The sequence below is a fragment of the Mycolicibacterium pyrenivorans genome, assembly GCF_025821625.1.
Lineage (GTDB): Bacteria > Actinomycetota > Actinomycetes > Mycobacteriales > Mycobacteriaceae > Mycobacterium > Mycobacterium pyrenivorans.
In genome coordinates this window covers 1-12,979 of record NZ_JACKSH010000125.1, presented here as the reverse complement: position 1 = coordinate 12,979, position 12,979 = coordinate 1, and the positions used below count along the sequence as shown (strand labels likewise).

General features: G+C 67.5%; 13 protein-coding genes and 1 pseudogene. 6 read left to right on the top strand and 8 right to left on the bottom strand.

The features are described from left to right. Positions 1-3: 3 nt before the first annotated feature. Together acpS and H7I57_RS16010 are read left to right on the top strand one after the other, a co-directional pair. Positions 4-411 (top strand): holo-ACP synthase AcpS, encoded by a 408-nt coding sequence (gene acpS / locus H7I57_RS16015; protein WP_264024599.1) that lies wholly within the window; start codon positions 4-6, stop codon positions 409-411. Positions 412-421: 10 nt separating this feature from the next. Further along, on the top strand, positions 422-1,756 hold the full coding sequence (locus H7I57_RS16010) for a dipeptidase (protein ID WP_264024598.1): 1,335 nt from the start codon (positions 422-424) through the stop codon (positions 1,754-1,756). A gap of 254 nt (positions 1,757-2,010) precedes the next feature. Here the strand turns inward: H7I57_RS16010 and H7I57_RS16005 are convergent, their stop codons facing one another. The 5 genes from H7I57_RS16005 to H7I57_RS15985 form a co-directional block, all read right to left on the bottom strand. Then, positions 2,011-2,268: a hypothetical protein gene (locus H7I57_RS16005; RefSeq protein ID WP_264024597.1), complete on the bottom strand. Its 258-nt coding sequence runs from the start codon at positions 2,266-2,268 to the stop codon at positions 2,011-2,013. Between the two features lie 77 nt (positions 2,269-2,345). Continuing rightward, entirely contained in the window at positions 2,346-3,095 is a 750-nt protein-coding gene (locus tag H7I57_RS16000; protein ID WP_264024596.1) for a class I SAM-dependent methyltransferase, read from the bottom strand. Between the two features lie 25 nt (positions 3,096-3,120). Then, entirely contained in the window at positions 3,121-3,405 is a 285-nt protein-coding gene (locus tag H7I57_RS15995) for a hypothetical protein (RefSeq protein ID WP_264024595.1), read from the bottom strand. A gap of 445 nt (positions 3,406-3,850) precedes the next feature. Beyond that, positions 3,851-4,411 (bottom strand): TetR/AcrR family transcriptional regulator, encoded by a 561-nt coding sequence (locus H7I57_RS15990; RefSeq protein WP_264024593.1) that lies wholly within the window; start codon positions 4,409-4,411, stop codon positions 3,851-3,853. Next, positions 4,408-6,660, bottom strand: coding sequence for a methyltransferase domain-containing protein (locus tag H7I57_RS15985; protein ID WP_264024591.1), 2,253 nt, complete (start codon positions 6,658-6,660; stop codon positions 4,408-4,410). The genes H7I57_RS15990 and H7I57_RS15985 overlap by 4 nt, the downstream gene beginning before the upstream one ends. Before the next feature lie 318 nt (positions 6,661-6,978). On the opposite strand from H7I57_RS15985, the gene H7I57_RS15980 reads away from it, so the two are divergent. Further along, entirely contained in the window at positions 6,979-8,370 is a 1,392-nt protein-coding gene (locus H7I57_RS15980) for an MBL fold metallo-hydrolase RNA specificity domain-containing protein (RefSeq protein ID WP_264024590.1), read from the top strand. 50 nt (positions 8,371-8,420) lie between these two features. Here the strand turns inward: H7I57_RS15980 and bcp are convergent, their stop codons facing one another. Further along, complete coding sequence (bcp, locus tag H7I57_RS15975) at positions 8,421-8,894, bottom strand: thioredoxin-dependent thiol peroxidase (protein WP_264024589.1); 474 nt, start codon at positions 8,892-8,894, stop codon at positions 8,421-8,423. Between the two features lie 115 nt (positions 8,895-9,009). Between bcp and H7I57_RS15970 the strand changes: the two genes are divergently transcribed. Beyond that, a complete protein-coding gene (locus H7I57_RS15970; protein ID WP_264024588.1) occupies positions 9,010-9,237 on the top strand; it encodes a DUF3618 domain-containing protein in 228 nt (75 codons plus the stop codon). 8 nt (positions 9,238-9,245) lie between these two features. Here the strand turns inward: H7I57_RS15970 and H7I57_RS15965 are convergent, their stop codons facing one another. Further along, entirely contained in the window at positions 9,246-9,416 is a 171-nt protein-coding gene (locus H7I57_RS15965) for a hypothetical protein (RefSeq protein ID WP_264024587.1), read from the bottom strand. A gap of 369 nt (positions 9,417-9,785) precedes the next feature. Between H7I57_RS15965 and H7I57_RS15960 the strand changes: the two genes are divergently transcribed. Both H7I57_RS15960 and H7I57_RS15955 read left to right on the top strand, forming a co-directional pair. Further along, complete coding sequence (locus tag H7I57_RS15960) at positions 9,786-10,154, top strand: hypothetical protein (protein WP_264024586.1); 369 nt, start codon at positions 9,786-9,788, stop codon at positions 10,152-10,154. A gap of 130 nt (positions 10,155-10,284) precedes the next feature. Next, positions 10,285-11,022, top strand: coding sequence for an MspA family porin (locus H7I57_RS15955; RefSeq protein WP_264024584.1), 738 nt, complete (start codon positions 10,285-10,287; stop codon positions 11,020-11,022). A 407-nt stretch (positions 11,023-11,429) separates the two neighbouring features. Here H7I57_RS15955 and H7I57_RS15950 read toward each other — a convergent pair. Beyond that, positions 11,430-12,885, bottom strand: a pseudogene (locus tag H7I57_RS15950) (IS1380 family transposase). Between the last annotated feature and the right edge of the window lie 94 nt (positions 12,886-12,979).

Genomic DNA, 12,979 nt, shown 5'->3' with positions numbered 1-12,979 from the left:
CGCGTGGGCATCGTCGGGATAGGCATCGATCTCGTATCCATCCCCGACTTCGCCGAACAGGTGGACCGTCCCGGCACGGTGTTCGCCGAGACGTTCACCCCGGGTGAGCGGCGCGACGCCGCCGACAAGAGTTCGTCGGCGGCGCGCCACCTGGCGGCGCGGTGGGCGGCCAAGGAGGCGGTGATCAAGGCCTGGTCCGGGTCCCGCTTCGCCAAGCGTCCGGTGCTGCCCGAGGGCATCCACCGTGACATCGAGGTGATCACCGACATGTGGGGCAGGCCGCGGGTGCGCCTCTCCGGCGCCATCGCCGAGCACCTCAAAGAGGTGACGATCCACCTGTCGCTGACCCACGAGGCCGACACCGCGGCCGCGGTCGCGGTACTCGAAGAGCGTGACGCCCCCTCCGACTAGCCTTGGCGCCATGAGTGATCTGATCGCCCGGGTCCGCGACGTGTTGCCGTCGGTGCGCGCCGACCTCGAGGATCTGGTGCGCATCGAGTCCGTGTGGGCGGACCCCGCTCGCCGCCCGGAGGTCGAGCGCAGCGCCGACGCAGTGTCGAAACTGTTGTCTCAGGCGGGATTCGGGGATGTGCGGATCGTGGCCGAGGGCGGTGCGCCCGCCGTCATCGCCCGACACCCCGCACCTGCGGGGGCGCCCACGGTGCTGCTGTACGCGCACCACGACGTGCAGCCGGAAGGGGATCGCTCGCAGTGGCATTCGCCGCCGTTCGAGCCCACCGAGCGTGACGGGCGGCTGTACGGACGCGGCACCGCGGACGACAAGGCGGGCATCGCAACGCATCTGGCCGCCTTCCGGGCTCACGGTGGTGACCCGCCGGTCGGTGTGACGGTGTTCGTCGAAGGGGAGGAGGAGTCGGGTTCGCCGTCGCTGGCGCGATTGCTCTCGGCGCACCGCGACCTGCTGGCCGCCGACGTCATCGTCATCGCGGACTCCGACAACTGGAGCACCGACATCCCGTCGCTGACCGTCTCGCTGCGTGGACTCGCCGACTGCGTCGTCGAGGTCGCGACGATCGACCACGGCCTGCACTCGGGGATGTGGGGCGGGGTGGTGCCCGACGCGCTCACGGTCCTGGTCCGACTGCTGGCCAGCCTGCACGACGACGACGGCAACGTCGCGGTCGCCGGCCTGCACGAAGCGACCGCCGCGAACGTCGAGTACACCCCCGAGCGGGTCCGCGCCGACACCGGCCTGCTCGAAGGGGTCCGCGAGATCGGTTCCGGCTCAGTGGCGCAACGACTCTGGGCCAAGCCTGCGATCACCGTCATCGGCATCGACACGACTCCGATCGCGCAGGCGTCGAACACGCTGATCCCGCGGGCGCGTGCCAAGGTGAGCATGCGGGTGGCCCCCGGCGGCGGCGCTGCCGAGCACCTCGCCGCGCTGACCCGCCATCTCGAGCAGCACGCGCCGTGGGGCGCGCAGGTGACCGTCACCCCCGGCGACATCGGTGAGCCGTATGCGATCGATGCCGGCGGCCCCGTCTACGACGCGGCGCGGCACGCGTTCCGCGAGGCCTGGGGCCACGATGCGGTCGACACAGGCGTCGGGGGATCGATCCCGTTCATCGCGGCGTTCGCGGCGGCGTTCCCCGAGGCCGAGATCCTCGTAACCGGTGTCGAGGACCCGGACACGCAGGCGCACAGCATCAACGAGAGCCTACACCTCGGTGTGCTGGAACGTGCGGCGACCGCCGAGGCCCTGCTGTTGGAGCGTCTCGGACGCCTCGGTTAGCTCAGACCGACAGGTCGCGTCGCAGCTTGGCGACGTGGCCGGTGGCGCGAATGTGTACTGCCTCGATCAATAGTCCAGCGTGAGAATTCGGCCGTTTGTGAACGAGAAGAACTTCTGCGTGTCGGCCACCTGGATCCCCGACGCTAGATCGGCCGCGCTCTTTCCGGCAGCGGCGAAGCAGCCTGGGCACGCCATCAACGGGACCCTCTGCCAAGGAGCGTCGCAACTTGCGTCTTCGATGACGGGAATTGGGCCTACGTGAGATCCGCGGCGTCGGCGAGAACGGCATTGACACCGTTGATGTCGAAGTAGACGGCCACATCGTGGTCCTCAGACATCATGGTCGCCATGTTCAAAGTCATCAGCACCCGGTGCGGGTCCTCCGGTCCCCGGGTGATGTGAATGAAGACACCGTCGCGGACGTCGGGTCGGGCGCTGGACACCGGAGCCGCCGCCATCATGGCGATGCTCGTCAACATAGCGCTCAACAGCCATCTCAGAGTCGGTCTCATCGGCGTCTTCTCCTCGGACAGCGGGGCCGGGTCCCGTGGTCGTCCATCGTGCGACCGTCCAACGAAACGAAGAGGGCTCAACCTACTGCTGTGTTGCCCGGCCGGCTGAAACGCACAAGGTCGCGGCCGCAACGCCGTATCGGTCTGTCCACGACGAGGACCTGGACGGCGCCGAACCACGGGACCCCAGCTCCGACGACTGTTGCGATCGGCTCGAGGCGGCGCAACCCTGGCTGCGCTGAGGTGAACAGCCGGCCCGCCAGGCGTGCCCGGCCGTGGCGGCTGCCGAGGCGTCTCAGCTCGGAGCGCGTCAGGAACGCGGCCGTCGAGAACGGGGCACGACGGGTGGGTCGATCAAGGAGCCCCCACGGGCTGACCGGATTCAGGGTAAGGGCGATGATGCGGCCACCGGGGCGGGTGATGCGGGCCATCTCTTCGAGAACCGCCGCGGCGTCGGCGAATTCGAGCGTTGCGATGGTGATCGCGACGTCGGCGACACCGTCCGGGAACGGCAGCCGTCGCCCGTCGGCACAGACCAGTCGGCCGGGCGCGCGGCCGGTGGCCACAGCGAGCATCGCCGGTGACGAGTCCACGCCCACGACAGTTGCCGCCCGCTTGGTCAGATGTGCGATGAGGCGACCGGTGCCGCATCCCACCTCCACGACGGTCTGGTCTGGACGATCGGGCAGGGCGTCGTCGACCGCTGCCAGTTCCACTGCCCACGCATGAGCACCCCAGGGCCGGTCGAACCAGGCGTCGTAATCGTGCGCTGCCGCGGGCGTGAACTCGGCGAAGGTGCCCCGTGACGCCCCATCGCGGTCTGTCAACGGTTGAGGCAACTGCCGCGCCGAGTCACTCGTCGGCCGTTTCCGACCGGCGAAGCTCGTCGAGTTCCCCTCGGATACGGGTGATCTCTGCCTCGAGATCCTCCAGATAGTCGGCCAGTTCCTGGGCGTCGGCCCTGCGCCGCCGGCGCCGCCGCACCGGACCGGCCGGCGGGTAATGCTCTGCCGGTGGCGGCGCATAACCCGCCGGTGGCGGCGCATAACCCGCCGGTGGCGGCGCATAACCCGCCGGTGGCGGATAGGGATACCCCTGGTAGTAATGCCACGGCCCGTGGCCGCACCAGCAACTCATCTGTCGCCCTTCCTCTCGACGTAACCCGTGTTGGCCCTCTTAAGAATTTCCGGCGATGATCACCGGAATCTGACCGTGTGGCGCACCAGAGTGGAACCGAGCGACCTCAACGTCGCCCGGACCGACGCCTCCCTGGCCTGGGTGTCCAGGGCTGCTTTGTGACCGCTGATCGGCGACGACCCGTCCACGCCGACCACGATTCCGAGCGGTTCTTTGCGTCGACATTCTGGTACCACTCCTAGCGGACGACATACCTGAAACAGGCACGTGGGCGCGGATGTCCGGTGCAGTCCCGACGTTAGTCAGAAAGCGCAGGAGTGTCAGGAGGCATTGGTCCCTAAATCCGGCGGCGGCACAAGGCAGATGAAGCCGCTCGGGGCAGCTGGCGGGCCATAGTGCGGTTGGCCACGTCAGTGCTGGCGTCCCCGCGGTACCGGTATGGGTGTCATGCCGCCGGCGGATCCCATTCTCGGGCGAAGGCCGCCAGGGCTGAGATGAATTCCTCCTCACTCGCCCCCTGGAAGGGTTGGGCTTGCACGAGCCCGAAGAAGTGGTAGCCGCCGAGCGCCGACAGGAGCAACACTTCGGTGGGATGCTCCTTCCACGTCAGCGACTCCCCGAGGCCGGCAAGGGCGGTGCCGATCACGTCGCGGAGTTCGGGGATGCGGTCGCCCTCACTGAGGATGAGGCGGAAGAGCCGGTCGAACCGCTGAATTGCCCGAAGCATCCGCTGAAGTACCACCTCCCGAACCTCGTGTGCGTCGGGAGCCGACGATTGATCACGGTCGGCGGCGACGGCGGCCATGCAACGAGCCACCTCACATTCGACCGCGGCCCGGAAGAGCTCCTCTTTGGAGCGGAAGTGCCGGTAAAAGCTGCCGGTCCCCGCCGCCAGTCCGACGCGGCGTTCGACTTCGCTGATCGATGTACCGCCGAAGCCAACGTCGCTGAACAGGTCCAGTGCGGCGTCGAGGATGCGTTCGCGGGTACTGATCCTGCCACTCACGGTTCCGCCCGCAAGCCGAGGTCACGGAGTTGCGGCTGACCCGTGCCTTCCCGCTCTTCCGGTTCGACCTTCGGCGCCGGGCGGGCTACGCCCCACTCCAGCCATCCGGCGAAACGCGGCAGGCCATCGGCATAGGCCGCGCCCAAGCGCTCGACGGTGAAGCCGGCGTGCCCGAAGCTGTCCGAAATCGAGCGAGACATGTGGCAGTTGCCCAAGAGTCTCGTGGAGATCGGGTCGACTCGGCGCTGCCACCGTCGTACCGCCCGATCGGGCGCGAGTCCGTGTTCGAGGTACAGCACCACCCCGTCGGGGCGCAGGATCCTGCGCATCTCGCGCAGAACCTCGTGGGGGCTTCGAACGGAGCACAGCGCGTAGCTGGTGATCACGGTGTCGAAACTCGCGTCAGGGAAGGGCACGTCCTCGCCGACGCCCCAGCGGATGTCGGCGGGGATTCGATGCCCGGCAGCGACGTCGCGGGCCCGCAGCAGCAGCTCGTCAGATGGATCAATCGCCGTATAGCTGGTGATCCGCGGCTCGTCGAGCAGCGGGATGTTGATGCCGTCGCCGCAGCCGAGCTCGAACACGGCGCCGTGGGCATGGGCAAGCAGCTCGTCGCGGGCCGACATGAGAGCGGGCCGACGGCAGCCATCGCGGACCACCCGGGTGACCACATGACGTCCCCACCAGCCGTCCATCGCCGTTTGTGTGGGAATCGACTTCTTGCCGACCGGAACTCCTCGCCGGTCTGCCGGTGCATTTTTCTCGATGAACCGCTCGGCGACATGTTCTGCCCAAGCCCCGATCGTCAGCGACGGCGGGCCGCCCACGGGTTGGGGGAGTGCGGCGGCGTCGGTGACGTACAGCCCCGGGTGGCCGAAAACCTCGCCCCCAAGGTTGACGACGCCGCGATCGGGGCTGTCGGCCAGGCAGGCACCGCCCATCGGGTGGGCTGTCGTGGGCGTTCCCGGTTTGGACACGGTGGTGCCGAGTTCGGCGGCGACGATGGCGACGGCCTCGGCGACATCGCGGTAGATCGGATTGGTGTCGGGCTCGTACTCGACCACGAGCCTGTTGCCTACCAGACGCACGCGACCGCCGCGGTCCTTCCCCATGCCGGCGATGATGACGTCGCGACGTAATCGTCGCTTCAGAAATTTCGGTAGGGGCAGATCGCCCGTCGGCAGTGTGCTCACGATCAGCAGCGGCCATGCCCGTTCGCCGAGTGGGCGAATACCGTCGACGCACCGCACGGCGCCGTCCACGGCGATCGACGGGCGGGTCATCCGGCGATCGGGAAGGCGGCAGGTGAAGGCCAAATCGCCGTTGGCGAAGAACTTCTCGCCAAGACGAGGCATTCCGGTCAGGCCGTGCTGGGCTTGCCTACTGCGCAATAGGAGGTCCAACGTGCCGACGGTGCCGGCGGCCACGAAAACGTGATCGGCGAAGTGGTCTCGAACGCGTCCGGACCGCAGATTCCGCGCGGTCACCCGCCACCGCCCAGCCGCCGCGGGACCCGCCGGTCGGACGAGGACCGCTTCGGTGAGATCGTGCACCTGAAGGCCGTGGTCGCGCATGGCGGCGTAGAGGTAGGCGGCGTCCAGCGTGGTCTTGCCTCCGCCCGGCGATCCGAAGGTGCCGTCCCGGCCCGGGGCAGCTTCCATCCGGCTCAGGCCGTCGTTGCTGATCAACTGCGGCGAATCCGGCTCGTCCGGGAGGCGCAGACCCATCGGCAGCGCGGCCGCGACATCGTCGGTCGACAGTACCGACGAACGCTCAACCAGCTTTCCGATTGAGTTACGGCGGTGTGCGGGCCCCGGGACGGTTGTCCCCATTCGTTCCATGAGCGTCTCGTAATGGCGCTCCATCCCGGTATCGCTCAGCCCCGCGGCGTCCCAGTATCCGGGTTCGGGCGGACGCATGTGTAGGCCGAGGTACGCATGGCTGCCGCCGCCGACGTTGGAGGCGCTGAGGATCTTGAGGCCTTTGCTGAGGTAGACCTCGAGGAACCCCCGCTTGTTCAGGGTGACTCGACCCCGGGGTGTGCGAATCGAGCGTAGAAAGCCGCCGACCAGATGGCGACCCGTCGGCAGCGGTGCCCGACTTCTGATCCCTATGGATCGCACGGGAACGCTGTCGCGCCACGGCCCGCGCTCCAGAAGTATGACCTCGAAGCCGGCTTCGGCTAGTCGGGCAGCGGGAATCGCGCCCCCGAACCCGCTGCCTATCACCACTATTCGGGTTCCGGTCATACCCCATGCTCCGCGTTCGGGGTGGGCGACGGTGCGCCGTCGCTGAAATCACCACCGGCGCGGCAGTCCGCCGCCCTGTCGGCCATTCGTGTCTCCGCTCAACCAGGCCCATGCAAGGCTTCCCTTGCATGGGCAGCTTATGTGGTTTTCCTCAAACCGTCGCGGGTTTCGCTAAACGGGTCGGAGAAGTGCGATGGGCCTGATGCGCGACCAGGAGTTGTCGTGTGTCGCCGCGGCAGGGACGCGGCGCCGGGCCTCGACCGACCGCGTTCGGGCAAGTTGTCTCCCGTCGTCGTCGACTTTGGAAGACTCGGTGGCATGGCGGCCGGTGACAGCCCAGCGCGGCAAACCGAACTCACTTTCCGCCCCCTGGGAGCCGCCAGCACGGTGACCGGCTCCAAACATCTCCTGGAGAGCGACGGCAAGCGAATACTGGTGGACTGCGGGCTCTTCCAGGGTGTGAAGAACCTGCGGGAGCTCAACTGGGCACCGCTTGCGGTCGACCCGTCCAGTATCGACGCAGTCGTCGTGACTCACGCCCACCTCGATCACACCGGCTACCTGCCCCGGTTGGTGCGCGACGGATTCCGTGGGCCGATCGTGTCCACCAAGGCGACCGCCGCCGTCGCCGACATCATCCTGCGGGACAGTGCCGCTATCCAGGAGCGCGACGCGGACTTCCTCAACAGGCACCGCGCCACCAAACATCACCCCGCACTACCGCTGTACGACAGCGACGACGCCGGTCGCGCTCTCGAGTTGTTCGTCACCCATCCGTTCGGCCGTGAGTTCAGCCTGCCGGGAGATGCGGTGGGGATGTTCCGCCGCGCAGGACACATCCTCGGGGCGGCGACAGTCGACCTGACGTGGCAGGGCCGCCGTATCGTCTTCACCGGCGACCTGGGCCGCTACGACGATCCGGTGATGCTTGACCCGGAGCCGGTGCCGGCCGCGGACTACCTGTTAATGGAGTCGACCTACGGTGACCGTACGCATGAGCGTGCCGACCCGGCCGACGTTATCGCCAAGGTCGTCAACGAGACGGTGGAACGCGGTGGCACCTTGCTGATACCGGCGTTCGCGGTGGGTCGGGCGCAGACGCTGCTCTACTACCTGTGGCAGTTGCGCTCCGGCGGGAAGCTGCCGGACGTCCCGATCTACCTGGACAGCCCGATGGCGATCAACGCCAGCGACCTGCTGGGCGCCTACCCTCGTGACCACCGCCTGCCGCCGGAGGTTTACCAGGGCATGTGCGCGATGGCCATCTACACGCGGGAGGCCGAGGAGTCCAAGAGGATCTCGGCCAACCGCGACCCCAAGGTGGTGATCTCCGCCAGTGGCATGGCCACCGGCGGCCGGATCCTGCACCACCTCAAGACGTTTGCTCCGGATCCACGCAACACGATCATGGTCACCGGCTATCAGGTGCCCGGGACACGCGGCCGATCCATCGCCGCCGGCGAACGGTACGTCAAGATCCACGGCGAGTGGGTCCCGATCAATGCGCAGGTGGCAAACCTGCAGATGCTGTCCGCGCATGCAGATGCCGACGAACTCATCCGATGGGCCGGCGGGTTCGCGAAGCCTCCGCGGCGGGTGTTCGTCGTTCACGGCGAACCGCAGGCGGCGGACACGCTGCGCAGACGTCTGGATCACGAGTTAGGCTGGGAGGCAACGGTTCCCAGAGTCAACCAGCTTTTCGCTCTGTGACGCGCGCGGACCGGCCGCGGAATGGTTCCTCGTCGGACGCCTCGGTTAGCTCAGACGGACAGGTCGCGTCGTAGCTTCGCGACGTGGCCGGTGGCGCGAATGTTGTACTGCGCCAGCGCGATCTTGCCCGACTCGTCGACCACGAAGGTCGAGCGGATGACGCCCTGCACCGTCTTGCCGTACATGGTCTTCTCGCCGTAGGCGCCCCAGGCCTGCAGGACCTTGCGGTCGGGGTCCGACAGCAGCGGGAAGGTGAGCTTCTCCGCGTCGCGGAACTTGGCGAGCTTCTCCGGCTTGTCGGGGGAGATGCCCACCACGTCGAGACCCGCCTCGCCCAACTCGCCGAGGTTGTCGCGGAAGTCGCAGGCCTCCTTCGTGCAGCCCGGCGTGGACGCCGCCGGGTAGAAGTACACGATGACCTTGCGGCCTTTGAAGTCCGAGAGTTTGACGGTGTTGCCGTCGGCGTCGGGCAGGCTGAACGCGGGCGCTTTGTCGCCCACTTCGAGGCGGGGGTTCTGCGGCATCGGCGGTGTTCCTCTGATCGATCTGTAGACCGGGCGCTGCGGTGCGCGCCGGCTGATCTAGGGTAGTTCGGCAAGGCAGGGTAGTGGACTGGGCGTTGAGGCAGCGGAGGCAGATGTGGCGGACCGGGATCCCGACACCATCAAGCAGGAGATCGACCAGGCGCGTGATCAGTTGGCGTTGACGGTCGACTCTCTCGCGGCTCGGGCGAACCCCAGCAGGGTGGCCGAAGACCTCAAGGCGGGTGTGATCCGGTTCGTCAAGAAACCCCCGGTGGCCATCTCGCTGGCCGGGGTGGGTGTGCTCGTCCTCGTGATCACGGTGCGCTGGCTGCGCCGGCCCTGAGCGACGCCTCAGCGTCTGCGGCCGGACCGGAACCACTCGGCGAACGAGAATCCGGGCGGATTGGCCACGCGGCCGAGGCGGTTGCAGGAGTGCACCGCGAGGGGCAGTTGCGCAGGTGCGCCTCGAACCGAGTCCTCGCCGATGGCACCGGATGACACCGGATCGCCCAGGCTTGACATCAGCTAATTCCTCGATTCGTGCCGACCGGGCCCGCAACGTGCGGACTTCGTGCGTACCAGCTAACGCCGACCATAGCACCGATGCCGCTCTTTGCCCAGCGCACAGCCCATGCATGGACGAATACCGCCGGTAGCCGTTACTACCCGGGCCTCGGTGAAGCGAGCCATGGAAACCCCCTGAATGTGATGCCTAGCACATCGACGAGCGAATGGTGTGCGATTTGGGCAGAGTTTTCACGATCGGCGATCCGCCGCAGTCGAGCGCTTGCCGCGAACCCCTGTGGCCGGTCCCGGGCGGGAGGCCGCGGGCGACCCCGGTGCTCAGTCCTCTACGCTGGCGCTGTCCACGACGAGCAAAGGAGACGCGCCATGGCGTGGTTTCTCGCCCTGCAAGGTCCGGCGCAGCCCAGTCACCAGTCGTCGGTCTACGAGCTTCAGGACTCGACCGACATCGACGGGCTCGCCCAGGAACTCGTCAGCGCGGTGACGTTGGACCGGGTGGTTCCGATTCCGGCGATGCTGCCGCAGGGCGCGCGGAAGCGGCAGAAGGTCACCCTCTACGTCCGTCCGGCGGCATGGGGGATGTGGACGTTTTACGAACTCTCCGACGAAGACCGCCGCCAGCTGATGAAGGACAACCCGTTGCTCAACGCCATCCAGCAGCACCAGCGCGAGCACAACCCGCAGGGCGGCGGGGTCAACCCGTTGCTGGGACAGGCGGGTCCGGGCGTTCGCTGACCGCCGGGCAGTGCGCGGACTCTCTCCCATCGCGCTGCGCTGTCTGCAGACCGCACGTCGGCTGACTATCTAGACGCTCTAAGTTTCCCTTCACGTCACGCTTTGATAACGCGAGAAACGGAGGGGTGCCGTGCTGGTTCGTCCCCTGGTGCTGTCGGTCTGCTGGCTGCTCGCCGGAGCGCTCGTCACACCTGCGGCGTCGGCCGACCCCGAAGCGAGGCCGGTAGGCGTGCAGGCGCCCCTCGGAGAAGCGGGTCCGCCACCGGCCGAGGCCGTCGCTGAGCCGGGCGCGGTGGTGTCGCCGCCGCCGGCGACGACGACCAGCCCGGACGGCTGGACGCTGACCGTAGGGGCCAGGGAGGAAACCCAACTGGCCATCCCGCCGTTGACGACGGCGCTGTCGACGCGCGAGTACGAGGTCGGGGGAACCTACACCGCTTCGATGACGGGACCCGCCGAGGACGAACCGCCGCACGGTGTGCTCGAGGTGGGATACCAGATCGGTTGCGGCATCGACATGAGCACCTCCAACGGCGTGTCCCTGACCGGAACGGCGGGGATCACCCCGTCCATCGGCATTCTCGGAACCGACGTCATCTCGCCGTTCCCGGAGGGCATCCTCCCCGGGGTTGCGGGCAATCTCGGTGGCGGCATCATCATCGGCCTCAAGCCGGGACTGATCAACACCGTTGCGGTCGCCGAGAAAGAATTCACCGGTGCCGAGCCGTGGGTCATGGTCGACGGCTTCCGGATCAAGATCGACGGCTGTGTCGGTGAGTCGTTCATCCGGTCGTTCGCGCTGCTGACCCGCTCGACCGACGAGTCCGACGCGATCCTGGCCTACTACGGCGAGACGAAGAAGGTCTAGCTGCACCCGACATGAGAGGTCCTGAGAGGTCAGGTACGCGTCGTTGACCGCCGGATCCGGCGGTCCGCAGTCCGTGGTTGCCTGAAGCCGGCACGTTCGACCATGGGGGCACCAGAGTCTAAGGGGCGCGGTTTAGACGTTGTAGGACGTCATGGTGCGCCTCGGCGCCCTTCCTGCAGAGGGACTTTCGAACATCGTGGAGTGGTCCTGTTGCCCGGCGCCGCGCGTTCGAGACGCAGTTCCCGGGATCAGTGACTTATGCCCCTAGCCTCGATCTTTCGTCTGGTTGGTAGTTGATCTTCGGGTCGGGTGTCGGTGAGTGATTGTGGGTGTGGGCGGCGTGGGTTTCCGGCGTTGCGTGTCGCCGGTGCTCCTGGTCCTTGGTTGTCGGGATCGGTGGTGATTGGTCAGCTGGGTTGCAGTGCGGTGCAGCCGGTTTCGATGAGGTTGCTCCAGGGCCAGCCGCGGGGTAGGCGCAGGTGGCAGCGTCGCCCTGTGGTGATGATGCGTCCGGCTACGGCCAGCAGGCGCAGGCGTAGCCGTTTGGGTTCCCAGCGCCGGGCCGGCTGCCCATGGAATGCCAGGACCTGGGTCCAGACCAGCAGGTCAGCAGCGAGCAGGGTGATCTCGAGCCAGATCTGATTCTGGTCGAAGCCGTAGAAGGGCAGGTTGGTCAGGCCGGTGTCTTTGAGGTTGCGGATACGGTCCTCAGCGCGGGCGCGTTGGCGGTGGCGGACTTCGAGATCCGGGATTGACCACCCGCGGGTGTTGGTGGCAAAGCAGGTGATCCGCCAGCCGTTGTCGTCGGTGAGGCGCAGCTGGGCGCCGGGATGGGGGCGTTCACGGCGGGCGATGACCCNCGCGGGTGTTGGTGGCAAAGCAGGTGATCCGCCAGCCGTTGTCGTCGGTGAGGCGCAGCTGGGCGCCGGGATGGGGGCGTTCACGGCGGGCGATGACCCGCATCCCCGCGGGCCAGCCCCGCAACGTCGCGGGCAGATACCGGGTCAGCTCAGCGACCTGAGCACCCTCGCGCGGTGCTCCGTCACCGTCGAGTGCAGCCCGCCAGGCCTGCCGCGGCACCCTGGAGAGTGCCTCGACGATCGGGGGCATGCCGTAGAACCCGACGCTGTACTGCAGGTTCAGGTCGGTGATGTGGTGCAGGAAGTCTTTGACCCCACCGCCGGTGTCGGTGCGCACCACGACGTGGGCACGCTCATGTTCAGGCAATTGCGCCAAGGCCGCATCCAGGACGCTGATGTGATCGGCGGCGCTGTTGGACCCCGCTGCGCCGGGCCGCAGCTGGCCCGCCACTGCTTCACCGGATCCTTCGACGCCGTGATCGACGAACGCCAGCATCGGGTGAAACCCATACCCGTACTTGAAGGTTGGTGTCGCACCCTGTTTGTCGCTGTGCGCGGTCACCAGGGTGGCATCCAGATCAACGATGACCTGGTTGCCCACCCCGCCGACGGGCCGTCGGCGAGCCCACACCTGTGACCGGGCGTGGGCCCGTGCGGTCCGGATCGCCACGAGGGCGGCATCGATGTCCTCGGCCAGGGTGCTGATCAACCGGGACACGGTGGCATCGGAGGCCACCGGCCCGAACAGTTCGGGCTGGGCCCGCACCACGGCGAGGTCGGCGGCGCAGTCACCACCGAGGGCCACCGCGATCGCTATATCGGTAAGGATCTTGGCCGGGTCATGGACGGCACGCGGCGCTCGCCACGACGCCAACGCTGCTGACAAGGCCTTATCCAGTCCCGAGCAGCGCAGAGTCCGGGCCAACAACAGCCCGCCGGCCGAAGAAACCAGCGACTCGCGACCCGAATCCAGCACCACCGAACACACCGCGCTANGGTTCACCTACGGAGTGCCTTCCTGTTTGACGAAAATTGACCCTCAGCAAGTCAATGTTCTCAACTAGGACAGGCACTTCCGTGCATTAAAGGCCCGCGTC